Origin of the sequence: Bacillus pseudomycoides DSM 12442 (genome assembly GCF_000161455.1) — a bacterium.
GTDB classification, from domain to species: domain Bacteria; phylum Bacillota; class Bacilli; order Bacillales; family Bacillaceae_G; genus Bacillus_A; species Bacillus_A pseudomycoides.
This window is the reverse complement of sequence record NZ_CM000745.1, coordinates 4,262,883-4,288,333: the sequence shown is the minus strand read 5'-3', so window position 1 is coordinate 4,288,333 and position 25,451 is coordinate 4,262,883. Positions and strand designations below refer to the sequence as shown.

25 protein-coding genes, 1 pseudogene and 1 other annotated feature are annotated in these 25,451 nt (G+C 36.0%); of the genes and pseudogenes, 11 read left to right on the top strand and 15 right to left on the bottom strand.

Annotated elements, in window-relative coordinates:
* Positions 1–168 precede the first annotated feature (168 nt).
* A complete protein-coding gene (locus tag BPMYX0001_RS21890) occupies positions 169–1,263 on the bottom strand; it encodes a TIGR04053 family radical SAM/SPASM domain-containing protein (RefSeq protein WP_006096472.1) in 1,095 nt (364 codons plus the stop codon).
* Positions 1,264–1,402: 139 nt separating this feature from the next.
* Between BPMYX0001_RS21890 and BPMYX0001_RS21885 the strand changes: the two genes are divergently transcribed.
* Positions 1,403–1,717, top strand: a complete 315-nt coding sequence (locus BPMYX0001_RS21885) for a metal-sulfur cluster assembly factor (RefSeq protein WP_006096471.1) — start codon at positions 1,403–1,405, stop codon at positions 1,715–1,717.
* Positions 1,718–1,764: 47 nt separating this feature from the next.
* Here the strand turns inward: BPMYX0001_RS21885 and BPMYX0001_RS21880 are convergent, their stop codons facing one another.
* From BPMYX0001_RS21880 to BPMYX0001_RS21860, 4 genes are all read right to left on the bottom strand, one after another.
* The gene (locus BPMYX0001_RS21880; protein WP_042511553.1) at positions 1,765–3,414 is read right to left on the bottom strand and encodes a M4 family metallopeptidase; all 1,650 of its coding nucleotides are present in this window, start codon (positions 3,412–3,414) and stop codon (positions 1,765–1,767) included.
* Positions 3,415–3,992: 578 nt separating this feature from the next.
* Complete coding sequence (locus BPMYX0001_RS21870; protein WP_033799221.1) at positions 3,993–4,691, bottom strand: pirin family protein; 699 nt, start codon at positions 4,689–4,691, stop codon at positions 3,993–3,995.
* A 49-nt stretch (positions 4,692–4,740) separates the two neighbouring features.
* Positions 4,741–5,151 carry a MarR family winged helix-turn-helix transcriptional regulator gene (locus tag BPMYX0001_RS21865; RefSeq protein ID WP_003201765.1) on the bottom strand — a complete coding sequence of 137 codons (411 nt, stop codon included), beginning with the start codon at positions 5,149–5,151 and terminating at the stop codon, positions 4,741–4,743.
* A 113-nt stretch (positions 5,152–5,264) separates the two neighbouring features.
* Positions 5,265–5,699: a DUF3920 family protein gene (locus BPMYX0001_RS21860; RefSeq protein ID WP_006096468.1), complete on the bottom strand. Its 435-nt coding sequence runs from the start codon at positions 5,697–5,699 to the stop codon at positions 5,265–5,267.
* A 389-nt stretch (positions 5,700–6,088) separates the two neighbouring features.
* On the opposite strand from BPMYX0001_RS21860, the gene BPMYX0001_RS21855 reads away from it, so the two are divergent.
* The 3 genes from BPMYX0001_RS21855 to BPMYX0001_RS21850 all read left to right on the top strand — a co-directional run bounded on the left by BPMYX0001_RS21855 (position 6,089) and on the right by BPMYX0001_RS21850 (position 7,044).
* On the top strand, positions 6,089–6,529 hold the full coding sequence (locus BPMYX0001_RS21855; protein ID WP_033799220.1) for a Dps family protein: 441 nt from the start codon (positions 6,089–6,091) through the stop codon (positions 6,527–6,529).
* Positions 6,499–6,660, top strand: coding sequence for an NADH dehydrogenase (locus BPMYX0001_RS33305; RefSeq protein WP_080740092.1), 162 nt, complete (start codon positions 6,499–6,501; stop codon positions 6,658–6,660). Before BPMYX0001_RS21855 ends, BPMYX0001_RS33305 begins: the two co-directional genes overlap by 31 nt.
* 186 nt (positions 6,661–6,846) lie before the next feature.
* Positions 6,847–7,044, top strand: coding sequence for a hypothetical protein (locus BPMYX0001_RS21850; protein ID WP_033799219.1), 198 nt, complete (start codon positions 6,847–6,849; stop codon positions 7,042–7,044).
* Positions 7,045–7,071: 27 nt separating this feature from the next.
* Here BPMYX0001_RS21850 and BPMYX0001_RS21845 read toward each other — a convergent pair whose 3' ends face one another.
* On the bottom strand, positions 7,072–7,650 hold the full coding sequence (locus tag BPMYX0001_RS21845; protein WP_018782746.1) for an LOG family protein: 579 nt from the start codon (positions 7,648–7,650) through the stop codon (positions 7,072–7,074).
* A gap of 73 nt (positions 7,651–7,723) precedes the next feature.
* Here BPMYX0001_RS21845 and BPMYX0001_RS21840 point away from each other — a divergent pair, with 73 nt between their 5' ends.
* The 3 genes and pseudogenes from BPMYX0001_RS21840 (at position 7,724) to BPMYX0001_RS29625 (ending at position 9,950) form a co-directional block, all read left to right on the top strand.
* Entirely contained in the window at positions 7,724–8,044 is a 321-nt protein-coding gene (locus tag BPMYX0001_RS21840) for a MazG nucleotide pyrophosphohydrolase domain-containing protein (RefSeq protein ID WP_016112448.1), read from the top strand.
* 55 nt (positions 8,045–8,099) lie between these two features.
* The gene (locus tag BPMYX0001_RS21835) at positions 8,100–8,606 is read left to right on the top strand and encodes a ferritin (protein ID WP_006096464.1); all 507 of its coding nucleotides are present in this window, start codon (positions 8,100–8,102) and stop codon (positions 8,604–8,606) included.
* Between the two features lie 172 nt (positions 8,607–8,778).
* Positions 8,779–9,950: pseudogene (locus tag BPMYX0001_RS29625) on the top strand (DUF418 domain-containing protein).
* A gap of 44 nt (positions 9,951–9,994) precedes the next feature.
* Here the strand turns inward: BPMYX0001_RS29625 and BPMYX0001_RS21825 are convergent.
* The 3 genes from BPMYX0001_RS21825 to BPMYX0001_RS21815 all read right to left on the bottom strand — a co-directional run bounded on the left by BPMYX0001_RS21825 (position 9,995) and on the right by BPMYX0001_RS21815 (position 14,437).
* Positions 9,995–11,176 carry a NupC/NupG family nucleoside CNT transporter gene (locus BPMYX0001_RS21825; RefSeq protein WP_018765065.1) on the bottom strand — a complete coding sequence of 394 codons (1,182 nt, stop codon included), beginning with the start codon at positions 11,174–11,176 and terminating at the stop codon, positions 9,995–9,997.
* A 342-nt stretch (positions 11,177–11,518) separates the two neighbouring features.
* Complete coding sequence (locus BPMYX0001_RS21820) at positions 11,519–12,700, bottom strand: NupC/NupG family nucleoside CNT transporter (RefSeq protein ID WP_006096459.1); 1,182 nt, start codon at positions 12,698–12,700, stop codon at positions 11,519–11,521.
* A 300-nt stretch (positions 12,701–13,000) separates the two neighbouring features.
* Positions 13,001–14,437 carry an alanine/glycine:cation symporter family protein gene (locus BPMYX0001_RS21815; RefSeq protein ID WP_003201744.1) on the bottom strand — a complete coding sequence of 479 codons (1,437 nt, stop codon included), beginning with the start codon at positions 14,435–14,437 and terminating at the stop codon, positions 13,001–13,003.
* Positions 14,438–14,761: 324 nt separating this feature from the next.
* Between BPMYX0001_RS21815 and BPMYX0001_RS21810 the strand changes: the two genes are divergently transcribed.
* Positions 14,762–15,400, top strand: a complete 639-nt coding sequence (locus BPMYX0001_RS21810; RefSeq protein WP_006096457.1) for an NAD(P)-dependent oxidoreductase — start codon at positions 14,762–14,764, stop codon at positions 15,398–15,400.
* Between the two features lie 37 nt (positions 15,401–15,437).
* Here BPMYX0001_RS21810 and BPMYX0001_RS21805 read toward each other — a convergent pair whose 3' ends face one another.
* The 4 genes from BPMYX0001_RS21805 to BPMYX0001_RS21790 form a co-directional block, all read right to left on the bottom strand.
* Positions 15,438–16,340 carry a thioester domain-containing protein gene (locus BPMYX0001_RS21805; protein WP_003202008.1) on the bottom strand — a complete coding sequence of 301 codons (903 nt, stop codon included), beginning with the start codon at positions 16,338–16,340 and terminating at the stop codon, positions 15,438–15,440.
* Positions 16,341–16,481: 141 nt separating this feature from the next.
* A complete protein-coding gene (locus BPMYX0001_RS21800) occupies positions 16,482–17,042 on the bottom strand; it encodes a biotin transporter BioY (protein WP_006096456.1) in 561 nt (186 codons plus the stop codon).
* Positions 17,043–17,184: 142 nt separating this feature from the next.
* Positions 17,185–18,027: an aldo/keto reductase gene (locus tag BPMYX0001_RS21795; protein WP_167535685.1), complete on the bottom strand. Its 843-nt coding sequence runs from the start codon at positions 18,025–18,027 to the stop codon at positions 17,185–17,187.
* Between the two features lie 56 nt (positions 18,028–18,083).
* Positions 18,084–19,301, bottom strand: a complete 1,218-nt coding sequence (locus BPMYX0001_RS21790) for an MFS transporter (RefSeq protein ID WP_033799218.1) — start codon at positions 19,299–19,301, stop codon at positions 18,084–18,086.
* Positions 19,302–19,620: 319 nt separating this feature from the next.
* On the opposite strand from BPMYX0001_RS21790, the gene BPMYX0001_RS21785 reads away from it, so the two are divergent.
* The 3 genes from BPMYX0001_RS21785 to BPMYX0001_RS21775 all read left to right on the top strand — a co-directional run bounded on the left by BPMYX0001_RS21785 (position 19,621) and on the right by BPMYX0001_RS21775 (position 22,096).
* Positions 19,621–19,971, top strand: a complete 351-nt coding sequence (locus BPMYX0001_RS21785; RefSeq protein ID WP_003202000.1) for a winged helix-turn-helix transcriptional regulator — start codon at positions 19,621–19,623, stop codon at positions 19,969–19,971.
* Between the two features lie 461 nt (positions 19,972–20,432).
* Positions 20,433–20,873 (top strand): DUF1641 domain-containing protein, encoded by a 441-nt coding sequence (locus tag BPMYX0001_RS21780; protein ID WP_003201998.1) that lies wholly within the window; start codon positions 20,433–20,435, stop codon positions 20,871–20,873.
* A 44-nt stretch (positions 20,874–20,917) separates the two neighbouring features.
* Complete coding sequence (locus BPMYX0001_RS21775) at positions 20,918–22,096, top strand: NAD(P)/FAD-dependent oxidoreductase (protein WP_003201996.1); 1,179 nt, start codon at positions 20,918–20,920, stop codon at positions 22,094–22,096.
* Positions 22,097–22,420: 324 nt separating this feature from the next.
* Here the strand turns inward: BPMYX0001_RS21775 and tyrS are convergent, their stop codons facing one another.
* The gene (tyrS, locus tag BPMYX0001_RS21770) at positions 22,421–23,683 is read right to left on the bottom strand and encodes a tyrosine--tRNA ligase (RefSeq protein WP_006096451.1); all 1,263 of its coding nucleotides are present in this window, start codon (positions 23,681–23,683) and stop codon (positions 22,421–22,423) included.
* Between the two features lie 70 nt (positions 23,684–23,753).
* Positions 23,754–23,975, bottom strand: a binding site (T-box leader).
* Between the two features lie 127 nt (positions 23,976–24,102).
* A complete protein-coding gene (gene murB, locus BPMYX0001_RS21765) occupies positions 24,103–25,020 on the bottom strand; it encodes a UDP-N-acetylmuramate dehydrogenase (protein WP_006096450.1) in 918 nt (305 codons plus the stop codon).
* Positions 25,021–25,451: the final 431 nt, after the last annotated feature.

Sequence of the window (25,451 nt, the reverse complement as noted above, 5' to 3'; positions counted from 1 at the left end):
AGGACACAAGGTATTTCAACATTTTGTCTCTGACTTACGCAGTCAAAAGGGGAATGACCAACATAACGAAGAGCAATGTTCAGTTGATACTGATAATCGTTATCAACTAATTAGAAGTATACATGATGTATCCTAAAAAGACAATAGGAATCTCACATTTTTTATTAGCTAGCTTCTTAAAGCTTTCGGTACATATACACAATATGGCTCGCTCTCTAAATAATCACCGGTTATCGCATATGCTCTTGAGCGAGAACCACCACACACATAACGGTATTCACACTTCCCACATTTTCCTTTATAGCTATCTGGATTACGTAATGCTTGAAAAATTGGAGAATCACGATAAATATCTCGTAAACGCTTTTCTCTCACATTCCCAGCTTGAATCGGTAGTAGCCCGCTTGGATATACATCACCAATATGCGAAATGAAAACAAAGCCGTTACCGTCATTGACTCCTTTTGGCGCTCGTCCTAAACCATCAATTTTTCCAGTTAACCCATTTTGCAGCGCATCTTCATAACACATTCTTTGCTTGCTTTTACCTTCCTTATTCTTTTGCTGTATCACAACGCGGCGATAATGCTGAGCAGCTGTCGTCTTTATATCAAATGAAGCCCTTTTTCCTATTTCATATAATTTACGAAATACAAGTTCATGTTCTACTGGTGAAATCATATCCTCTACACTTCCTCTTCCGATTGGAACAAGGAAAAATACACTCCATAGCACACCACCTAACTTTTCAACAAGCGCTGCCATCTCCTCTACTTCATGAATATTATACTTAGAAATGGTTGTATTAATTTGAACGGGAATCTGTAACTCATTTAAGTATTGAATCGCATCCATCGTAAGCTGAAAAGACCCTGCCACACCGCGAAAACGATCATGTGTCTCAGCTGTAGCACCATCGATACTAAAGGCCCAGCGTGCAAGTCCAACCCCTTTTGCTTTTTGTATTGCCCCTTTCGTCACATTTGGAGTCGCACTAGGCGTCATCGAAACGCGTAGTCCTTTTTGCACTGCATAATTTGCTAGCTCATAAATATCTTCTCTCATAAGCGGGTCCCCGCCTGAAAAAACTAGCATCGGCTGATTCATTTCATATATTTCATCAATTAATCTCTTCCCCTCAAGAAAAGTTAATTCTCTCGGATCTCTCCTATACTGCGCTTCAGCCCGGCAATGCAGACATTTTAATTCACAAGCTCGTGTAACTTCCCATATCACGATAAAAGGATTTTCATCATAGTTCATTTTCAATCTTTCTCCTTCCTACATACTTATAATCAGTATAGGAAAGATTCTAAAAAAACACTGTGAGCTATTTCACTGCATCTTTATCTTATTTCCTTTATAATGAGAATGGATATCATTAATATTAGGAGTGTTGTGCATGTCGCAAGCGTTCGAAGAAAAATTATATGCCAATTTAGAGGCTGTTATCGATCCTGAATTAGGTGTAGATATTATCAATCTTGGTTTAGTATATGATGTGACAGCAGATGAAAATAATAATGCTGTTGTAACAATGACGATGACTTCGATCGGTTGTCCAATGGCTGGGCAGATCGTATCAGATGTCAAAAAAGTATTATCGACAAATGTACCCGAAGTAAATGAAATAGAGGTCAATGTGGTTTGGAATCCACCTTGGTCAAAAGAGCGTATGTCACGTATGGCAAAAATCGCTCTCGGTATTCGCGATTAAATAACAAAGAAAGACCTGACATTATCGATGTCAGGTCTTTTTTCATCTTATTTCACACCAACTGCGTCATAAGCTTTCGTTACAGCTTGTACTTCTTTAGAGTTTTGACCATATAAGTCTGTCGCAGATTGAAGTGCAGCTTGGCGCATCATTTTAAAGTTAGAGTTTGCAGTTAAATATTTTGTAAGAGCGCGGTAGTAAATTTTTTCTGTTGCTTCACGGCCTACGCCATTTACTTTCACACCATAATGTGTGCCACCTTCAGATACTAAATATGCGGCTTTGTTATTAATACTACTGTTAATATGCACGCCGCCATTATCAGCTTTTCCAGTGTAGCGTTTGCTGTAATGATCTGGGTAACCTTCACCAGGTTTTAATGGGTTCGGAATAGATGCTGGATCTTTCAGAGAACGAAGCGCATCCCCTTCAACACCAGGTGTATAAATATCAGCACCTAAATCCCAGCTTTTCTTCTCAACCATTACACCCATAATATCAGATAATGATTCATTTAATGCTCCTGGCTCATCTTTGTAAACAAGATTCGCCGTATGCTCTGTTACAGCATGTGTTAGCTCATGTCCAATAACGTCTAAACCTGCAGATAATGGAATGAATGTTTTTCCATCCCCATCTCCATACATCATTTGTACACCGTTCCAAGCTGCGTTATTCCACCCTTCACCTACGTGAACAGTAGAAATCAGCCTCGCACCTTTATTATCGAAAGAATTACGGTTAAATGTCTTTTTATAATAATCGTATACTTTTCCTGCATTTACATGTGCGTCAACAGCCGCTTTATCTTCAAAGAATTTTGATTTACTTTCTACTTCTTCACCTGTATATCCAAGCCATTGTGAGAAGAGATTAAACCAGTTCTCATCCATATTTTGTGCATCAAACGTATGAACACCATTTCCACGTTTTCCATCAAACAAGTTAAATGCTCCTGTTTTTTCATCTTGAGCAATTTCAAATGATTGCTTGTTTCCTAGAACGCCATAGCCAAAACCAGTAATATGGTCGATTGCATTATATTTCTCAATCACATTTCCATTTGTTGCATCAACAAAGTAATGCCAGTATCCTGGTGCTGGTTTTGAAATAGACGCTTTAACAAGGTATGCAAGATAGTATTGTCCATCTTTTTCATACACATATAAATCTTTTTTCACACCATCATATTTATCTACTTTGCCAATTTCTTTCTCAATATCAGCCTTTGCAACTTCTACCGCCTTCTCATCAGTAATGCTAGCTGCAGCTGGAATATTTTTATCTTCTAAATTCGGGATAACTTGCCCGAAGAACGCCTTTACGTTATTGTCTTTATCAAGCGTAACTGTTTGATCTGATCCATATACAGGAACATTATTATGTTTCTCAACTAACTTCACATGTGTTGTACCCGAGTCAGCGTCCTTTTCTTCCCCTACAATATTAAAATGTTTGTCAATATTTCCTGCTAATTTAAACATATCTTTCTTGCTCTCTAAATACTGAAATACTGTTTCCTTTTTATCTAATCCTTGCGGTGCTTTCCATTCCTCACCTATGTAAGCCGGTGTTTTAAATTCTTGGTGATACTGAATTTGTTGCTCTGCCGCTTGTGTTTTTGTTGCTCCGAATGCCCCAAAACCTCCAACGATAACGGATAAAGCTAATGCTGATGAAACGACTTGCTTTTTCAATCTAACACTCCCCATTCCCCAAAAATTTTTGACACTCTTATACATTTCGAGAAAAGGAAAATATCTCCTACCAAAAAATATTGAGAAACTTTTTTACAATTCCATCCAAAAATCCCTATTTTAAATTCGCAAAACATTCCCATTATATTACACTTAAAAATATCTACATATAAAAAATAAAGATAAAATTGCATAGCCTTCTTAACTAGAATCATACTTTATCTTTGAAAGGTGGTGATATAATGTTACCGCAAATTATTATGTATTCCTTCTGTCCGATAACCTTAGTAGCGACTTTCCTCCTTTTCATAAAACTACAGCAAAAAGCAATCGTATATTTTCTACCTACTATCGTTTCAGCAATATTAGGCGTTCTCTGCTATGCTCAGTTTTTATTCACTAACGGGTTAAATGAATTTGTTCTCGCCATTTTCTTTATAGTTACAGCATTAACAAATCTATTTTTCATTCTAATCTTAAAAGTATTCAAGATGTTTCGTATGAGGAATTAAGAAAAGCACAAAAAGAAATAGCGCATTATTTTCACTGCGCTATTTCTTTTTTATTCATAGTGTCTCTTATTGCTTTTTCATCTCAATCGCTAAATAATGTGAGTGCTCTTTTGCTTGAATACGAATATCTTCTTCAACTACTTCTGCTGCATCGCGCATTACAAGTGTCTCACCATTTACAACACCGCTTCCTTCAATTTGCACAAGATAAACTTGACGATCTTCGCTAACAGGGAAAGTGATTTCTTTTCCTATTTCTAAAGATAGTGAATATAAATTTGCGTCTTGATGAATTTCAATTGGTGCACCACCATCAATTGGAGATACCATATGGAACCAATTGTTTTCACGTTTATTCCAATCAAACTTGAACTCACCGTAGTTTGGTGTGTGCCCTGCGCGGTCTGGTAAAATCCAAATTTGTAATAGGCGTAATGTCTCATTCCCTAAATTATGTTCACTATGAAAAACACCTGTACCAGCGCTCATATATTGTACATGCCCACGCTCAATTGTACCGCGGTTCCCCATGCTATCTTGATGTGTTAATGCACCATCTACAACGTAAGAAATAATCTCCATATCACGGTGCGGATGCATATCAAATCCTGTTTGCGCTGCTACTAAATCATCATTAATAACGCGAAGCGCCCCAAATCTCATATTATCTGGATTATAATAATCTGCGAATGAAAAATGAAAATGTGTATTTAACCAACCGTGATTTGCTCTTCCCATATTTTTATGATCAACTTTTTTAAACATATCCTTCACCTCATATTATCTCGAATTCGAGATATTTATTTAAAATTTTTTATTGTAACTTTCGAAGTAATTCTAGTAGTTGTTTTTGTTCATTACGATTTAACTTATCAAATTGTTCTGCTTGAAACGTCTCTTGCGGTGGAACAACATCTTCATACAAAACTCTGCCCTTTTCAGTTAACGAAAGGTATTTCGTAGTACCTTCCTGTTCTCGCTTAATCCAATCAAGCTGCTCCATTTTATTTAAAAGCTGCGTGATGTTCCCTTTTGTAACAAATAGCTTTCGCCCGAGTTCTTGCTGTGTTAATCGATCGTGCCCACCAATTTGGGCTAGAACATCAAACTGGGCAGCAGATAAACTCCATTCTTTCAAATGTTGATTTGTCTCACGAATGCTTCTGTTATAAAAGCGTGATAAACGAAACCATAACAATAATCCTAATCTTTCTTCTGTTTTCATTCCATCACCTCGCTTACTTGATGTCTTTAGTTTAGAACTAAACTTTAAAAATGTCAATTACTTTATTTTAGTAAGTGATAAACAAAAGCATAGTGAATTTCTCTCACTATGCCTTAGTTTAAGTTTCTTCTTATATATTCATTCATTTTACGTTCTGCAAATGCTCGGGCATCCTTTTCAATCCCACGTGCTTCATACGCTTCTTTTCCAATGTATAATACATTTTTCTCATGTTGCATTGAATGCCTGAATTCATGTAGTAATGTTTTGAGCACTTGCTCATACTGTTCCCACATACAAACAAAAATCATTTGTCTTTCTTTATGATAAAAACCGCTTAAAGGAAATAAAAATTCTTCTTCCTCTTCTCCTAAGTTTGCAAGCACATTATTTGTATCACACGTATCGCAAAAAATAACTGGAATTTCGCGTTTCTCAATAAGTGAAAATATATCATTTTTCACCCGCTGAATATCCCACGGAAACTCTGAGTCCAGCACATACCAATTTCCAGCTTGCTGATATACGTTTTGAAACTGGAGTTCCATTGCCCTCCATTCTCCTTTCTATATTCCCTTTTTCTATATGTATGCCACCATATAGGAAAAATAAACACATATTGCAATACAACATTACATCTATATAAATCCATTTTGATTTTTCAACATATAAGTCGCTGCTTTGAAGAACAAAAGGTGACCCCTACTTGTTTTCTCTCTTTGTTTTTACTTGGCATGGGGCAGGAAAAGGATCTGACCGCTTCTATGCATGGCTAGATGCTCTCTCCCACCTAAAAAGAACGGTTTTATCTCGTTTTTCAATTTGTATTTATATAGTTCAAAAATAATGTTTGTAAATGGTTGATTTATACCAATTACTAGATTATAATAATTATAAATTAATAAAAGATATAATAACTCAAAAGGAGATTGATCATATGAACACACAAGTAATCGAAGTATTAAACAAACAGGTAGCAGACTGGAACGTATTATTTACAAAATTACACAATTTCCATTGGTATGTAAAAGGACCTCAATTCTTTACATTACATGAGAAATTCGAACAATTTTACACAGAAGCAGCTGGACACATCGATGAAATTGCAGAACGCATTTTAGCAATTGGTGGCAAACCAGTAGCGACAATGAAAGAATACTTAGAACGATCTTCTGTTCAAGAAGCGGCTTACGGAGAGACTGCAGAAGGGATGGTCGAAGCAATTATGAAAGACTACCAAATGATGCTAGGCGAACTGAAAAAAGGTATGGAAATCGCGCAGGATGCTGACGACGAAACGACATCTGACTTACTACTTGGCATCTACACAGAACTAGAAAAACACGCTTGGATGCTACGTGCGTTCTTGAATCAATAATCATATTAAAAGCGCAAGCGGCTCGCTTAGAACAGGAGGGCGTTGGAACTCCTGATTCAGAGGCGCTTTTTGCCTCAGATAAAGGAGTGAAACGACCGACTGTTCTAGCCGCTGGAGCTGGATACTATTAAAAGCGCAAGCGGCTCGGTCAATAAATCCCCTCAATTCACTTGAGGGGATTTATTATTATATCGATATATCTCAACCGTTTTTATGTTAAAATATAGAAAATAGCCATCTAATAGTTACGTCTAGACAATACTTTTCCAAATTCATCATTTAGGTACTATCACTATCAAATGACGGGAGTGGTTCAGTTGAAAGACTATTTGATTCGAGTATTTTTCGCTTCATTAGCTGTTGGAATTACTTTCATGATAGCCAATATTTTAAGCATAAACGTAGATGTAGGAAGCTACCCTTTCCTTATCTGTATCGCGATACTTGGTGGTTGGGGTGGCTGGCATTTATATAAGAAATCTATGAAAGGCAAATCTAAAGGCATTCCGAAATGAACGGAATGCCTCTTTTTATTCACCTTATTATGATAACTGCTTCCACTTATTCCCCATAACAGGTCTCTTATAGTTTTTCATGTGGAGCAATAATTCTTCTGCATTATCCGCCGAAACAATTAACTCTTTATTCGATGGATTCATAAACCCTTCTTCTGCCGTGCGATCGATCATTTGCAAAATTGGACTATAAAAATCTTTAATATTTAATAATCCAACTGGCTTGTCATGAATTCCAATTTGTGACCAACATACAACCTCAAATAACTCTTCAAATGTTCCGTAGCCACCTGGTAACGCAATAAATGCATCCGCAAGCTCTCCCATTTTTGCTTTGCGCTCATGCATTGTTTCTACTTCAATTAGTTCTGTTAATCCTTTATGAACAATCTCTCCGCGAAATAAACCACGAGGCATAACACCAGTGACACGTCCGCCTAAGCGCAACACTTCATTGGCTACTTCCCCCATTAAACCAACACATGAACCGCCGTATACTAGTTCACAATTATTTTGGACAAGCACTTCTCCAAGCTTAATTGCTTGCTCTTTAAATTCAGGTCTTTCTCCTAAATTAGAACCTGCAAACACACAAATCTTTCTCATACCTACACCCCGAAACTATATATTGTTATGATACAATGAATATTGTACAACATATTGAGGGGATGGGAAAGAATTGAATATTGCCGAATTTCAGAGATGGGTTGAGGAATTTTACGAAAAACGAAGCTGGTCACAATATAACTCTTTTATTCGCTTGAATTTCTTAACAGAAGAAGTAGGAGAAGTTTCACGAGTTGTACGCGCCATTGAAATTGGACGCGATCGCCCAGATGAACAAGTAAAACAAGTGGAAGAATTGAAAATTGAATTAAAAGAAGAACTTGGAGATGTACTTGCAAACCTCATTATCCTTTCTCAAAAATATGATTTAGACTTACAAGATATTATGGAGGCACATGTCGAGAAGCTTTCTAATCGTTTCGAAAACAAATGAGAATATTTATCAATTATGATATAATGGTTCCGACAACATACAAAGGAGAGAATTTATGTTATCTACTAAATTACACGATGCGCTTAACGACCAAATGAATTTTGAATTTTACTCTGCCCATGTTTACATGGCAATGGCTGCTTACTGCACAGCAGAAAGCTATGATGGATTTGCAAACTTTTTCCTTGTACAAGCAGAAGAAGAGCGTTTCCACGCAATGAAACTTTACAATTACATTAATGACCGCGGAGAGCGCGCCATTATTACTGGATTCGAAAACCCTAACAATGAATATGAATCGGTTTTAAGCTCATTTGAGATCGCACTTGAGCATGAGCGTGAAGTAACAAAGCGTATTTACAACTTATCCGATATCGCTTGGGATGAGCGTGAGCACGCGACAATTACATTCTTAAAATGGTTCGTTGACGAACAGGTTGAAGAAGAAGCTTCTTTCGACAGCATCATCCAAAAACTAAAACGTATTACAAGCGACTCTAACGCTCTATTTATGTTAGATGCGGAATTGGAAAAACGTACGTTTACTCCTCCTGCTGAGTAATATCCTTATCACCTTAATGAATTCGTTAAGGTGATTTTTTTCTCCTTTAAATCACTTTTCACCTTAACATCGGATTAAAATCAGCTTAAATCTTCGCTCATTCTACATAGGACTACTATTATAAATGGTATTATTTTCAATATAGAGTACAAACGGGAAGGAGAACATCTCTATGAAACAACGTGTAGAAGCAATCGATGCCGTTCGTGGTTTTGCTTTATTCGGTATTTTACTTGTTAACATGACATTAATTCAATTTGGAATGTTTAGCGGTGAACAGCCTACTTATGTATTCGGAAAAGTTGATGAAGGTGCCAATTGGTTTATTCAATTTTTTGGCACCCACAATTTCATTTCCCTATTTTCTTTTCTATTTGGGATTAGTATTACTTTGCTGCAAAACAGTATCATAAAAAAGAAAAACGTTTCTTTCCGGTTTATATCCGCCGCCTTAGTATTTTACTCATCCTCGGATATCTCCATGGTACTTTTATTTGGGATGGGGATATTTTATTCGGTTATGGAATTATAGGAATCTTATTAATGATGTTTATAAATCGAAAGCCCAAAACATTGATCATTTGGGCATCCATCATACTAGTACTAACTATGCTGATGTCTTATCCCTTTGAACCAAGTACCAATATGTCCGATGACTTTGCACCTTATATCGCAAAAGAACAACAGGTTCATGAAACTGGTAGCTATATAGAACATGTAAGCTTCCGCCTTAATGAAGATCCTTTTAAGTATATTGGGATCACTGGCTTTTTCGGAACATTTTTCATAACACTTTTCGCACTGATTTTCATGACTCCACTATTCCTACTAGGAATGTATGTTGGAAAAAAAGGCTGGCTGTTTGAAATAGATAAACATTTACCTTCCCTCAAAAAAATCTGGTTCATCAGCGGTATTTTTTCTTTCACAGTAAAAATCTTAGAACTATTAACAAAACAACCTCTTCTCATTATGTTAAAAGACAGTGTTACACCGCTTAGCATGGCCATTTTTTACGGAAGCTCTATCATTTTATTATTTCGTTACAAAAAAGCATCACGTTTATTAGAATATATGGCTAACATGGGAAAAATGTCAGTTAGTAACTATTTAGCGCAATCCATCATTGCTACCACCATTTTTTATGCGTATGGACTTGGTTTATATGGGAAAATCGGCTACTTCTTTGGCATTGTCTTAACAATTGTAATTTACGTCATCCAATTATATGCTAGCACCTGTTGGTTAAAAAGGTATCGCATAGGGCCAGTTGAATACGTATGGCGTCTTGGCACATATTTAAAAAGGCCTGCTTTTAAACGTAAGTTAAACAAAGTAAGTTAAACAAAAAAAGCAATGAGCTCACGCGCCCATTGCTTTCCTTATTTTTAAAGCATAACCCCAACGATAACCGCTGATAATATACTTACTAACGTTGCACCATACACAAGCTTTAATCCGAAAGAAGATACAACGTTCGCTTGTTTTCCATCGATACTCTTTGTTGCACCTGCGATAATCCCAATAGATGAGAAGTTTGCAAATGATACAAGGAAGATTGATAAAATACCTACTGTACGAGCTGATAAATCGCCAGCTACTTTTCCTAAATCAAGCATCGCAACAAATTCGTTTGTTACTAATTTGGTTGCCATAATTTGTCCTGCTTGTAGCATCTCTGATGTTGGGATACCCATAACAAATGCTAATGGTGAGAACACATATCCTAAAATGCTTTGGAACGTAATGCCGAAAATAGAATCAAATACACCATTAATTGCTGTAATTAATGCTACGAATCCAATTAACATTGCTGCTACTGTTACTGCAATAGAGAATCCAAGCATAATGTATTCGCCTAACATTTCGAAGAACGTTTGCTTCTTATCTTCTTGTAATTCTAAAATATCTTCTTCTTCACTAATGTCATACGGATTAATGATATGAACGATAATGAATCCACTGAATAAGTTTAATACAAGTGCTGTTACTACATATTTTGGATCAATCATTTTCATATAAGAACCGACAATTGACATCGATACCGTTGACATAGAAGATGCACAAAGTGTATATAAACGATTTTTTGGTAATTTACTTAATTGATCTTTTACTGTGATAAATACTTCACCTTGACCAACGATTGCCGCTGCTACTGCATTATAGGATTCTAATTTTCCTAGACCATTTATTTTACTTAATACGAAACCGACTGCACGAATAATAATCGGTAAAATTTTAAGATGTTGCAGAATACCAATCAATACCGCTAAGAAAATAATTGGTAGTAATACTGTTAAGAAGAACGGTGCTTGTCCATCATTCGCTAAACCACCAAATACGAAGTTAACCCCAGCTTCTGCGTATTTTAAAATGGCGCCAAAGCCATCTGAAATTCCTTTTACTAATACAAATCCAATCTTTGTATTTAATAAGAAGTAAGCCAATGCTAATTGAATAACAAGCATAATTGCAATTGGTTTATACTTAATTTTCTTACGATCTGAACTTACAAGGAAACCTAGTACAAATACAACAAGTAAACCGACTAGAAACATCACTAGTTTCATATGTGAATCCTCCACTTTCCATGAGTTATTGGTCGTCCAACGAATGACGTCTGACCATCGATGTTAAAAAAATAGAACCCCTAAATACTATTTACTTTACAATGTATCCTAAAACCAGTAAGCGTTTACATAAATTATAATTTACAATTAGTGGTCTTCTTACCTACTTGATTTAAAGTATGAAACTGATACCACCCACAAACAAATTGTAAGCGTTATCCAGATGAAATGCAACATAATTTTTTCAATAAATGATATGTTAATTTCTCCCTTACAAATCTCGCTAGAATTTATGTCTATGAAATAAAAAAGCAATGAGCTTCTGCTCACTGCTTTTTATTTCTATAACATTACACCAACGATAATCGCTGATAAAATACTTACTAACGTTGCACCATATACAAGCTTTAATCCGAATGAAGAAACAACATTTGATTGATTTTCATCGATCCCTTTCGTTGCCCCTGCAATAATTCCAATAGATGAGAAGTTTGCAAATGATACAAGGAATACAGAAAGGATACCAACTGTACGAGCTGATAATTCTCCTCCTACTTTTCCAAGGTCAAGCATCGCAACAAATTCATTTGATACTAATTTTGTTGCCATAATTTGTCCCGCTGTTACCATTTCTGATTGCGGGATACCCATTACAAATGCAAGTGGTGAGAAAATGTATCCTAATATTGCTTGGAATGTAATGCCGAAAATAGAATCGAACAAGCTATTAATTGCTGTAATTAACGCTACGAAACCAAGTAACATCGCTGCTACTGTAATCGCAATTGTAAATCCAAGCATAATATATTCGCCAAGCATTTCGAAAAATGATTGCTTTTGTTTATTTTCTAACTTAAGTGTGTCCTCTTCTTCCGTAATATCATACGGGTTAATAATATGAATGATAATAAAACCACTAAATAAATTTAATACAAGTGCTGTTACTACATATTTCGGATCAATCATTTTCATATATGATCCAACAATCGACATAGATACTGTCGACATAGAAGAAGCACAAAGTGTATATAAACGATGCCTCGGTATTTTGCTTAATTGATCTTTTACCGTAATAAATACTTCAGCCTGCCCGACGATTGCTGCCGCTACTGCATTATATGATTCTAACTTTCCTAAACCATTTACTTTACTTAACAGGGTACCAATTGAACGAATAAATATCGGTAAAATTTTAAAGTGTTGCAGGATCCCAATTAATACGGCAAAGAACACGATTGGTAATAATGCTGTTAAGAAGAAGGAAATTTCCCCTTTATTAACAAGACCACCAAATACGAAAACGATTCCAGATTCCGCATATGTAAGTAATGCTCCAAATCCATCAGAAATTCCTTTTACTAAAATATAACCAATCTGTGTATTTAATAGGAAGTACGATAATGCTAACTGAATAACAAGCATAACCACAATTGGTTTATACTTAATCTTCTTTCGATCCGTACTTATAAGAAACCCGAGTATAAATACAACGAGTAATCCTACAAGAAACATAACAAATTTCATAGATAAAATCCTCCATTTAAACCTTATTCAACGCTATAGAAAATTATTTAACGTTGAACGTCTGACCATATAAAAAATAAATAATCCGAACTTTCACCTAACATATAAAAATATATATGCTATACCTCAAAACCCGTCTTACCTCTTACCTGGAAAGACCTTATACATTCTAACATAAATTTCAACTCACATCTTTATATTTCTAAAAAAATATAATAAACATAAAAACTCTATTAATGTTCGGTTTTTCCTACAAACCATAAAAAAAGGCATCAGATTCTCTCTGATGCCCTTTCCTTATTATACAGCTTTTTCTTCTTTTTCTTTTGTTACCATAGAATCTTCCCAGCATTCTGTGTTTTCCAAACCTGGAATAGAGCTTGCATGGAAGACTGGATCTTTCCCTTGTTTCTTTTGCTTTACATAGTCTGTCAACGCAGCATATGCAAATCGGCCAAGAAGTGTAATCGCAATTAAGTTTGTGATTACCATTAGACCCATAAATAAGTCTGCCATATTCCATACGACTTGAAGCGTCGCAACAGAACCGAATAACACCATTCCAACTACTGCAGCACGGTAAATCATTAACCATGTTTTACTTTTCTTAATGAATTCGATATTTGTTTCACCATAATAATAGTTTCCTAGAAGTGAACTGAACGCAAATAGGAAAATAATAATCGCTAAGAAGCTACTTGCCCATGGACCAATTTGTGAGCTTAGCGCCTTTTGTGTTAATTCAATTCCTTCTAAATTCGTTGCCTTATATGCTCCAGAGCATAGTACGATAAACGCTGTTGATGTACATACTAAAAATGTATCTACTAAAACTCCAATTGTTTGAATAAATCCTTGTTTAGCTGGATGCGTTACATCTGCTGTCGCAGCCGCATTCGGCGCACTACCCATACCTGCTTCGTTCGCAAATAATCCACGCTGAATACCATACTTCATCGCAGCCCCGATACCGCCACCTACAGCTGAATCTAAACCGAATGCACCTTTAAAGATTTCTGTGAAAACATCTGGTAGTAAATAGAAGTTTTTAATAACAACGAAAACAGCTACTGCTATATAAATAATTGCCATTGGTGGAACAATCATTTCTGACATACGTGCAATACTTTTAACGCCGCCAAAAATAATAACTGCGACTAATGCAGCTAATGCGATTCCTACAACATAACGCTCTAAACCGAATGCATTTTTAAATGCTAGCGTAACTGTATTTGCCTGTACTGAGTTGAAAATTAAACCGTAACTAATTGTAATCAGAATAGAAAACCAAATTCCCATCCAACGTTTATTTAAACCTTTTTCCATATAATAAGCAGGACCACCACGGAAGCCGCTGCCATCTTTTACTTTATAAATCTGTGCAAGTGTACTTTCTACAAAGCTTGAAGATGCCCCGATAATTGCAATTACCCACATCCAAAAGACTGCGCCGGGTCCTCCCATAGAAATAGCTAGTGCCACACCAGCCAAGTTCCCGATCCCAATGCGGGCTGCTGAACTCATACAGAAAGCTTGGAAAGAAGATACGCTGCCCTTTTTACGTGTCTTTCCAGTTAATCCATCACTCATTAATCGTACCATTTCGCCTAGATGGGTAATTTGTACGAATTTCAATTTAATAGAAAAATAAAGCCCTAAGCCTATTAACATTGCGATAAGAATATATGACCAAAGAATCGTATTCGTTGATGAAACGAACTGTTCTAAAATATTCATACGATTAGTCCCTCCCTTTTCTTCTCATAAATTGAATTATATTTAAAAAATATTCAAAAATCAACATTTTTCGACAGATTATCGCTTCCAAATGTTAGGTTTTATAACACAATCGTGTTACTTGTTAAGAAATATGACTTCTTATTTTTAGAAACGCACATACTACTTGAAGAAATATTTTTCATAAACAAAGCGATTGACAAAAACTAACTCTGTAACTATACTAGTTACAACAAGTGGTATCAAACTTGCTTAACTACATCGATTCATTTTTGCACATACATTTTAGGTATTTATTCTATTAAACATTTGGAGGTATATATTATGAAAATCGGAATTATCGGAGCAAACGGAAAAGCTGGAAGTCGTATTATGAAAGAAGCACTTGATCGCGGTCATGAAGTTACTGCAATCGTAAGAAACGCCGCAAAAATCACAGAGAATAATGTAAAAGTTTTAGAAAAAGATGTTTTCGATCTTACTGCTAATGACATACAAGCATTTGACATAATCGTGAATGCGTTTGGCGCTCCTGCTGGAAGTGAACATCTTCACGTAGATGCAGGGAACGTATTAATTGAGGCAATGAAAGGTGCCCCTAATACGAAGTTACTTGTTGTCGGAGGCGCTGGAAGTTTATTTGTAGATGAGGCAAAAACAACACGTGTATTTGATACACCAGGTTTCCCTAAAGAATATCTTGCAACAGCTCAAAACCAAGGAAAAAACCTAGAAATTTTACAACAAACAAACGATATCACTTGGACATTCATTAGTCCTTCTGCTCTATTCGCATTAGGAAAACGTACTGGTTCTTACAAAGCTGGTAAAGACCACCTTCTTGTTAACGAAAAAGGCGACAGCTATGTAAGTTACGAAGACTTCGCTGTAGCTGCACTTGATGAAATTGAAAATCCAAAACACGTGAACGAACGCTTTACAGTTGTATCAGAAGCTGAATAATAATAGAAAAAAAGCGCTGGCAAACGCCAGCGCTTTTTTATCGTTTATAAGGTTTATTCGGTTTCTGCGGTGCTTCAGTTTTTTTCCAGCTTACCGCTAAATCTGGGCTTGTTTTTTCTTCACTGCGCTCTAATAAAACTACCGCATCTTGAATTTTCGGTGTTCCTTTATGCGCGATACCTTGTAATTTTGTTAAAGTTCCTGATACTTTAAAGCTAAATTCACCAGATGGCGTCTGTTTTGGAATTAAAATACGGAACTTTTCCCCCACATTAAACTGTGTTTTTGTTTCGCCCTTTTCATTCACAAATTTAACTCCTGCAGGCGCACCAGTTGCTTGCACTTGGTACGTTCCACTTTTCGCATTTGTTTGCACCGTATATAAACCTGTTTCGAAGAACTCATCTTTTAATACTGCTTCTTGCTTTTCTGACGGCGTAACACTCATCGTAATTTCTTGTACTTCTTCACTGCTCTTTGCTTTCGCAACAATATCTTTCATTACTTTTTCTACATTTTTATTACGAAAATCTAAATCATTAATATCCACTTGTCCCAGCGCATTCCATACAGCGAGCTGCGTCGCATAATGCGCCTCTCTCCAATCAGAGACACCTAATTCTTGTGGACTCTTCTGTGGATATCCATTTAATAACACGCGGTACACCCCAATATCCACCTTACCTATTTCAGGTAAATCTTGACCGCTTGGTGATTTCAAATCTACATTCAAGCAGAATGCAATTTTCCCATCTGCTGTTTTAATAAGCTCTGTTCGGATTGGTTTCTTTTTTGATTTACTGTAGCTCCAATCCATTTGATACTTTGTATGATCCATGACTTCTGCCGATGCTTTTTGGAGTGGGAATAATAAATTCGCAAATACAAATAAAACACTCAAAAAAGCAACCAATAACTTATACGATTGTTTAATATTCATGTTCACAACCCCTTATAAAATAACAAATTTACTACTGTATAGTATCTAGTTAAAAAGTCTTTTTATACATTACTTTTCCCTTCTTAAGACGCTATAAAAAAACACGCGCAGAGATCATTCTACGCGTGTTTCTATTATCATTTAGTTTTCTTGCAATAATAATTTCGAACGTACTAACGCTCCTCTTACCTTAATCCCAACCCATGCAGCTAATGCAGCTTTTATTACGCCTACAATAAGGAAGGGCACAAAACCACCCATGAAAGCAACTTGCCATCCTAGCGATGCCACATACTTTAAGAATACAGTCCCAATCGTTAATGTCACAAACATTCCTAAAACATTTGCCATTAACGAATTCCAAAATGTAAGCTTTGTCTTCTCAGTTAACAAACCAATTAAAAAAGCAGTTGGAATGAAGGCTAATAGGAAGCCGCCTGTAGGACCAAATAAAACGGATAAACCGCCACTAAACCCAGCATAAACAGGAATTCCAGTTGCACCAATTAAAACATATAACAGTACAGATAAAGTGCCATAACGTGAACCCAAAATTGTAGCAGTAAGACCAATCGCTAATGTTTGTCCTGTTATCGGAACGAGCGGCAGAGGAATTGTAACTTGGGCCAAAATACCAATAATAGCAGCAAATAGTGCAGTAACAATTAACATGCGGAAATGATTTGTACGATGATTGTTCATATGTGCCTCCCTAGGAAAATTTCATATTATAAATTTAAGATATCCTATTTCATATACAGAGTAAATATTTGTTTGAATTTTTAGTTTTCTGCAATTAAAAAGAAGAGCACAAATTTTTTTGTGCCCCTCTCTTCTGTTCATTTTAGAAATCAAAGTTATCCGGATCTGGACCAACGCGATGATTCTGATTTAACGCATCAATTTGTTCCATATCTTCTTTTGTTAATTCAAAATTAAATATGTCCGCATTTTGGGTAATACGGTGTTCTTTTGTTGATTTCGGAATCGTTACAACTTCATTTTGTAAATCCCAGCGCAAGATAATTTGCGCAGTCGTTTTACCGTATTTATCTGCGATTTCTTGTAATGTTTCGTTATCTAATAACTGCCCTTGCATAAGAGGTGACCAAGCCTCCATTTGAATACCTTGTTCACGACAGAAGTCCCGCAATTCTTTTTGCGTTAAACGTGGATGATATTCTACTTGGTTAATCATCGGTTTCACTTCTGCATCTTCCATTACATCTTTCAAATGATGAATTTGGAAGTTACTCACACCAATTGCACGTACGCGTCCTTCTTTATATAACTTTTCTAATGCTCTCCATGTATCTTTATATTTTCCTCCTACCGGCCAATGAACAAGATATAAATCTAAATACTCAAGCCCTAACTTTTGTAGACTTTCTTCATAAGCTGCTAACGTCTCTTCGTATCCTTGATCTTTGTTCCATACTTTTGAAGTGATGAATAAGTCTTCTCTTGAGATACCTGCTTCTTTAATACCTTCGCGAATTCCTTCTCCTACCGCTTTTTCATTTGCATAAATCGCCGCTGTATCAATGCTGCGATATCCTTGTTTAATCGCCGTTTTTACTGCATTAACAAGTTCAGGTCCTTCCTCTACTTTAAATACACCTAAACCAAACCAAGGCATTTCCACGCCGTTATGCAACGCTACACGATCTTGTAAATTCTTAATCATATTCTCTTTCTCTCCTATCATCTTTTCATTTGTATAATATGGTTCACTTATAAATATTAACTTTTTACCTGATCTCGTTTTTCTAATCCCATACTCCATGCCGTTAATATGACTGCACCAGCTACCATAATCGCGCCGACCCACGCTGTATGAATTAACCCTAATGAATTCGTTACAATGCCACCAAGGTAAGCCCCAAGAGCAATCCCTGCATTAAAGGAGGCAATGTTAATTGCAGATGCAACATCTACAGCGCTCGGAACAAAGCGTTCAGCTAATATCACAACATATACTTGTAATCCTGGAACATTCATAAACGCGAATAATCCCATTAAAATAATCGTGATGAGCCCTGCTACCTTAAACGGCGCCGTAAATGTGAGTACGAATAGCACAATCGCTTGAATGAAAAACATATAGAATAATGCACGAATTGGATTATGGTTCGATAGTTTTCCACCAATCATATTTCCAATCGCAATTGCAATCCCATACACTAACAAAATGATTGTAACTGTACTTGCTTTAAACCCTGTCACCTCTTGTAATAATGGAGACAAGTACGTAAATGTTACAAATGTTCCGCCGTACCCTAATGCGGTAATTACGAAAACAAGTAATAGTCTTCCGTTTGTTATTAATTTAAATTGATCGCGAAATGATACAGACGTACCTTTTTTTAAACTAGATGGAATTAACAAACTGTTTGCGATAAGGGCAACAATTCCAATTGCTACGATAACCATGAACGAAGCTCTCCAGCCAAATTGTTGACCAATAAATGTTCCAATTGGTACACCTGTGATAGTTGCGACTGTTAAGCCTGTGAACATAAAAGCAATTGCACTAGCACGTTTATCTTCTGGCACAAGAGCTGCAGCGATTGTTGAACCTATCGACATAAATACCCCATGCGCAAATGCAGATACAACTCTCGCAACAAGCAGTACACCAAAGCCTGTTGCCACTCCTGCAATACCATTACCAATAATGAAAACAATCATAATCCACATTAATAACGTTTTCCGTGACATACTAGCTGTCAACGACGTTAATATAGGAGCGCCAAATGCTACTCCTAGTGCATATAAAGACACGGTTAAACCTGCTGTTGTAACTGAAACATGTAAATCGTTCGAAATAGATGGCAATAAACCGACGCTAATAAATTCAGTTGTACCAATTCCAAACGCACTAATCGCTAATGCTAATAAAGCAAACACACTTCTTCTATTTGTTTGAACATCTGAAGACGGTACTGTATATGAACTCAATCGAACTCCTCCTTAATATGAGAAATCCAATCATAATAGTATGATAAAAAGGCCCTTTTATCTTCTAATAAACACAGTTTTACTGCTCACAACTGCTATTATGAATGGTTTCATTCTTTTTCGAAAGAACGCACTTTAAAGTGCGATAGGTACCAAAAGGTAACATAGTTACTTTTTGGTACCGTACTACTCATTTACATCTTACGTATGCTATTATGAAACATGTTCAACATGAAAAACAGTACGTACTTTAAAGTGCTATAGGCACTAAAAAGTAATATATGATTATATAAAAGTTCATTAAAGGTGGTTGTAATATATGAAGACATATAATATTCCTGTAGAAGCAACCTTAGAAGTAATCGGGGGAAAATGGAAAGTCGTCATCCTTTGTCACTTAACAAAAGGAACAAAACGAACAAGTGAATTAAAGCGTTTAATGCCTGGCATTACGCAAAAGATGCTCACACAGCAATTGCGTGAATTAGAAGAAGATGGGGTTATTCAAAGAAAGGTATATAATCAAGTACCACCAAAAGTTGAATACTCTCTTACCGACTACGGTCGGTCCTTAGAAGCGATTCTTGATTCCCTTTGCACTTGGGGGGAGTGCCATCTTGAAAAGAACGGGAATTCGTCCATGCTTATCCCGCAAACAGATCAATCTTAATCAGAAAAAAAGGAAAAAATGAACATTCATTTGCTCGTTTTTTCCTTTTTTTCTCTATAATTAAGTATATTTTAGGTAACAGTAAAATAAAATATATGCTTTTTTCCCTTGCTAATACTAAGTTATGGACTCAAAGTCAAATAATTAGGGATCATTTTTATGTTAACCTGGGTGTATATAGTATATAATATAAGATATATATTATATACACTTTCCGATAAAGGAAGTTTCCATTATACGGACAAGCCATGTATCGGACAGTCCATAAATAATAGGTAAGAAATTATGGTTTTGAATTTATGATTGTCTACTACTTGCAATCATAAGTTTAAAGGCATTTTATTGCGTTTTGTGAAGCTTTGTATAAAGTTTTGCAAATTTTTGCTAACGCTTACCTGTTACTTGGGAATGTTTTATTCCTAAAAAAATAAGAGTATTGCTATCGTAAAGGAGAATTGGAGATGCCAGAAACTATCACTCAAACAAAGCCTGAACAAGAATCTTTACAAATTTCTGCTAGCCAAGGACAACTTGATGTACTTGATCAATTGTTAAAACCTGAAGTACAAGAGTCATTAACTACACTAGTAGAACAACTTCCAAAATTAACTGAGCTTGTTAACATTTTAACTAAGTCTTATGACTTCGCTCAAACTGTTGCTACTGACGAAGTATTAAAAAGCGACACTGTTGGCGCAATCCAAGAGATTGTAGAGCCTGTAAAAGATACAGTGAAAAGCATGGCAGCAACTGCTATCGAAGCAAAAGATCGTGCTGAAGAAAGCTCTGAAGTTATCGGTCTTTTCGGTCTGTTAAAATTACTAAAAGATCCACAAGCACAAAAAATGTTCCGTTTTATCAATGCTTATCTTCAAATTAGTGCAGAACGCAATAATAAATAATTTATCTTATAACAACAATTAGTAAAGACGGGAGATATCATACTATGTCAAAACAAATTGTCATCTTAGGCGCTGGTTATGGCGGACTTCTTGCCGCTTTAAATGTACGTAAATATTACAGCAAATCAGAAGCACAAGTTACAGTAATCAACCAATACCCAACACACCAAATCATTACAGAACTACACCGCCTAGCAGCAGGTAACGTTTCTGAACAAGCTATTGCAATGCCACTTACAAAACTTTTCAAAGGCAAAGACATCGATCTTAAAATTGCAACAGTTGAGTCATTCTCAGTAGACAAAAAAGAAATAAAACTAGCTGGTGGCACTACTTTATCTTACGATGCACTTGTAGTTGCTTTAGGAAGTAAAACTGCTTACTTCGGTATTCCAGGACTAGAAGAAAACAGCATGGTATTAAAATCTGCTGCTGATGCAAACAAAATCTACAAACATGTTGAAGATCGTATTCGTGAATACGCAAAAACAAAAAATGAAGCTGATGCTACAATCTTAATCGGTGGTGGCGGATTAACTGGCGTTGAGCTAGTTGGTGAGCTTGCTGACATTATGCCTAAACTTGCAAAAAGCCACGGCGTAAACCCTAAAGAAGTAAAATTACTTCTTGTTGAAGCAGGTCCAAAAATCCTTCCAGTATTACCAGACGATTTAATTGAACGTGCAACTACTAGCTTAGAAGCACGCGGCGTTAAATTCTTAACAGGTCTTCCTGTAACAAACGTTGCTGGCAATGAAATTGACTTAAAAGACGGTCAAAAAATCGTTGCAAACACATTCGTTTGGACAGGTGGCGTACAAGGTAACCCATTAATCGGTGAATCAGGTCTTGAAGTAAACCGTGGCCGTGCAACTGTTGATGCATACCTACAATCTACTTCTCACAAAGACGTATTCGTTGCTGGAGACAGCGCTGTTGTCTTCGGTCCAGAAGGTCGTCCATACCCACCAACTGCACAAATCGCTTGGCAAATGGGTGAGTTAATTGGATACAACTTATACGCAGCACTAGAAGGCAAAGCATTCGAAGAGTTCGCACCAGTAAACTCTGGAACACTTGCAAGTCTAGGTCGTAAAGATGCTGTTGCTACAATCGGAGCAAGCTCAACTCCACTTAAAGGCTTACCAGCATCATTAATGAAAGAAGCAAGTAACGTTCGTTACTTATCACATATTAAAGGATTATTCAGCTTAGCTTACTAATCTGATTACTAGCCCGAATCGTGATTCGGGCTTTTTTTTATTCTTAAAAAAACTTTCTTTTTTAGATAGAAGAGAGCATCCGCCCATGCATAGGAGCGGGCAGTTCCTTTTTTTTGCCCCATGCCATGTTTAAAACAAAGAGAAATGATGAGTGCAAGGCTCCTTTTGTTCTTCGTGGCAACGATTTATATATTATTCTTATTCGGCATGAAAACTAAATAAACCTCCATAACAATCTTAATATACTGACTTTTTATGACGAAATTGTGTACATAAAAAGAGTAGAAATGAGGATATCTCCTCACTTCTACTCTATAACAAACTTTATTCTCCTAATTTCACCAAGCTGTAATTCTTTTTACCTTTACGGATAATAATAAATCTTCCATCGAATGAATTTTCTACTGTAACATGTGTATTCACATCAGTCACTTTTTCACCGTTCATAGAAATAGCTCCATTATTAATATCTTCTCTGGCTTGACGTCTAGAAGGTTCAATTCCTAAATCAACTAACCACTCAACGATATTTTTTGTTTCTTTTGAAGCATGGAAAGTCGGCATATCTTTAAATCCTTGTTCAATTTCATCCGCAGTTAATGATTTAATATCCCCACTAAATAATGCTTCTGTAATTTTTAGTGCTTGGGACAGTGCATGCTCACCATGAACAAATTTCGTCATTTCTTCTGCTAGCACTTTTTGCGCTTCACGCTTATGTGGCTCCGTTTGAACCTTCACTACTAATTCATCAATTCTATCCTTCGTTAAGAACGTAAAGTATTTCAAGTACTTAACTACATCACGGTCATCCGTATTCACCCAGAACTGGTAGAATTCAAATGGCGTTGTTTTTTCAGGATCTAACCAAACTGCTCCGCCTGCTGATTTACCAAATTTCGTACCGTCTGATTTTAATAATAATGGAATTGTTAATCCAAAAACTTTGGCTTCATGCCCTTCTAATTTACGAATTAAATCTAAACCACTTGTAATATTTCCCCACTGGTCACTACCACCAATTTGTAGTTGTACCCCTTCTTCTTTGTATAAGTGATGGAAATCCATTGCTTGTAATATTTGGTACGTGAATTCCGTAAATGAAATCCCTGTATCTAAACGGCTCGCTACTATATCTTTCGCTAACATACTATTTATACTAAAGTTTTTACCGTAGTCACGTAAAAACTCGATAATATTGATTTGATGCGTCCAGTCGTAGTTATTTACCATTTTCACTTCACTATTGCCGCCAAAATCAAATAGCTTTTGCATTTGTGCTGTTAATGCGTCAACATTATGCTGTACCTGTTCTAACGTCTGCAACTGACGCTCTGTTTGGCGTCCACTTGGATCCCCAATCGTCCCTGTTGCTCCCCCAATTAAAATCACTGGATGATGCCCAGCTAATTGAAACCGTTTCATCATCATAAACGGAATCAAATGTCCAATATGCATACTGTCACCTGTTGGATCTACACCACAGTACAAGGAAATCTTTTTCTCTTCTACTAATTCACGTAATCCGTCTGCATCTGTTTGTTGATTTATGGCATCGCGCCATTCTAATTCATCAATAATGTTCATGTCTTTCCATCCCCTTTAATATTTAAAATTCCAATTTAAAAAACAAAAAAGCCCCTATGTCTACATTAGACATAGGGACGATTATTAACCGTGTTACCACCCAGATTGCACAAATAGGAACAATTTCACTATCCATACCACTCTTAGCAATAATATCGATTGCCACTCCGCTTAGCATTACCTAAGATACTCCAGAGTGTAATTCACAAGTTTGTTTGTGCTAGGTTCCATCAACCCCTAGCTTTCTCGATAACAGTGACAAACTGCTACTGGGCTCTTTCAACGTATTTAATATGTTAAATTATAGCCAATTATAGTGAATTGAAAACACATTGTCAATTATGCCCAAAAAATATTCACAATTTATTTCTTGTAGCATAAAAAAATAAACATATTACGCCATTTATTCCTTAAACCTTTTACTTTAAATCTTCTCCAATAATCCTTACTTCTCTTTCTAACGTAACACCAAATTTCTCTTTAACTGTCTTTTGAACGAAATGAATTAAATCGATATAATCTTGCGCCGTTCCATTATCAACGTTTACCATGAATCCAGCATGTTTTGTTGAAACTTCCACACCGCCAATTCGCGTTCCTTGTAGTTCAGAGTCTTGAATAAGCTTACCAGCAAAGTTATTAGGCGGACGCTTGAAAACACTACCGCATGAAGGATATTCTAATGGCTGTTTCGATTCTCTTTTATACGTTAAATCATCCATTTTTTCTTTAATCTCTTCATATACACCATTCTCAAGTTCAAATGTAGCTTCAAGTATGATGTAATGATTATTGGCAAATCTACTTTTACGATATCCAAAATCAAAGTCGTCTTTTGAAAGAGTAATTAGCTCTCCCTCTTTTGTCATGACAACCGCTTTTGTTAATACATATGCTACCTCACCACCGTATGCACCTGCATTCATATATAGAGCTCCCCCAACAGATCCCGGTATACCACAAGCAAATTCAAGTCCTGTTAAAGAATGTTCTAATGCTATTCTTGATATATCAATAATCGCTGCACCACTTTGTGCTACAATTGTCTGCTCGTTCACAGTAACATCCGTAATATGAGTCAAACTTAATGTAATTCCACGAATACCACCGTCTTTTATAATGACATTCGAGCCGTTTCCTAAAAACGTAATTGGAATGTTGTGTTTATTTGCATACTGTACAACTTGTTGAATTTCAGTATAGGTAGTAGGCTGTACAAACACATCTGCTTTTCCCCCTACTTTTATATGCGTATGATTCTTTAACATCTCATCTTGTTTTACATGTTCTTCCGGTAATACTGTACGTAAATATTTATATACTTCCTGCATATTCATTCTATGATTCCTCTATTTCTATTAATAATTAATGGCCTATCCTCTCGATAGTTCCAGCATTCTTAAAACTAGTTCTCTTATTCTCTTCCATTTCGCTTACAAGTTCATTCACTACACTACATGTAATGCCATGCTGAAAATAAGTAGATAATCGGCCACCACATAGATTACCTAAATAGTTTAGTAAGATAGCTTCCGTCTCTATCTTATCAAAAAATCGAGAAGAAAACTTTACCTTCAAAAATTTTCCGGTATAATCAAGTTTAAGATAGAAAAATTTAAAATCTAATCTCTTCCTTTACAAAACTCTATTATATCGCATGTCAATGCGAAAAAATATGTTTAAAGATGGAACTTTTCAAACTGATAAAAATGTCTATATTTTGTCATATCAAAAATAGACATTACAAAACTGTAAGGCTCTTGTAATA

Bases quoted from the DNA above. Each gene is read 5' to 3' on its own strand.
- BPMYX0001_RS21845 (WP_018782746.1), bottom strand. From the start codon at position 7,650: ATGAGAAAGATTTGTGTGTTTGCAGGTTCTAATTTAGGAGAAAGACCT.
- BPMYX0001_RS21835 (WP_006096464.1), top strand. From the start codon at position 8,100: ATGTTATCTACTAAATTACACGATGCGCTTAACGACCAAATGAATTTT.
- tyrS (WP_006096451.1), bottom strand. From the start codon at position 23,683: ATGAACATTATTGATGAATTAGAATGGCGCGATGCCATAAATCAACAA.
- murB (WP_006096450.1), bottom strand. From the start codon at position 25,020: ATGAATATGCAGGAAGTATATAAATATTTACGTACAGTATTACCGGAA.
- BPMYX0001_RS21800 (WP_006096456.1), bottom strand. From the start codon at position 17,042: ATGAACAATCATCGTACAAATCATTTCCGCATGTTAATTGTTACTGCA.
- BPMYX0001_RS21815 (WP_003201744.1), bottom strand. From the start codon at position 14,437: ATGAATATTTTAGAACAGTTCGTTTCATCAACGAATACGATTCTTTGG.
- BPMYX0001_RS21810 (WP_006096457.1), top strand. From the start codon at position 14,762: ATGAAAATCGGAATTATCGGAGCAAACGGAAAAGCTGGAAGTCGTATT.
- BPMYX0001_RS21855 (WP_033799220.1), top strand. From the start codon at position 6,089: ATGAACACACAAGTAATCGAAGTATTAAACAAACAGGTAGCAGACTGG.
- BPMYX0001_RS21785 (WP_003202000.1), top strand. From the start codon at position 19,621: ATGAAGACATATAATATTCCTGTAGAAGCAACCTTAGAAGTAATCGGG.
- BPMYX0001_RS21775 (WP_003201996.1), top strand. From the start codon at position 20,918: ATGTCAAAACAAATTGTCATCTTAGGCGCTGGTTATGGCGGACTTCTT.
- BPMYX0001_RS21860 (WP_006096468.1), bottom strand. From the start codon at position 5,699: ATGGAACTCCAGTTTCAAAACGTATATCAGCAAGCTGGAAATTGGTAT.
- BPMYX0001_RS21825 (WP_018765065.1), bottom strand. From the start codon at position 11,176: ATGAAACTAGTGATGTTTCTAGTCGGTTTACTTGTTGTATTTGTACTA.
- BPMYX0001_RS21870 (WP_033799221.1), bottom strand. From the start codon at position 4,691: ATGTTTAAAAAAGTTGATCATAAAAATATGGGAAGAGCAAATCACGGT.
- BPMYX0001_RS21780 (WP_003201998.1), top strand. From the start codon at position 20,433: ATGCCAGAAACTATCACTCAAACAAAGCCTGAACAAGAATCTTTACAA.
- BPMYX0001_RS21795 (WP_167535685.1), bottom strand. From the start codon at position 18,027: ATGATTAAGAATTTACAAGATCGTGTAGCGTTGCATAACGGCGTGGAA.
- BPMYX0001_RS21890 (WP_006096472.1), bottom strand. From the start codon at position 1,263: ATGAACTATGATGAAAATCCTTTTATCGTGATATGGGAAGTTACACGA.
- BPMYX0001_RS21885 (WP_006096471.1), top strand. From the start codon at position 1,403: ATGTCGCAAGCGTTCGAAGAAAAATTATATGCCAATTTAGAGGCTGTT.
- BPMYX0001_RS21805 (WP_003202008.1), bottom strand. From the start codon at position 16,340: ATGAATATTAAACAATCGTATAAGTTATTGGTTGCTTTTTTGAGTGTT.
- BPMYX0001_RS21865 (WP_003201765.1), bottom strand. From the start codon at position 5,151: ATGAAAACAGAAGAAAGATTAGGATTATTGTTATGGTTTCGTTTATCA.
- BPMYX0001_RS21820 (WP_006096459.1), bottom strand. From the start codon at position 12,700: ATGAAATTTGTTATGTTTCTTGTAGGATTACTCGTTGTATTTATACTC.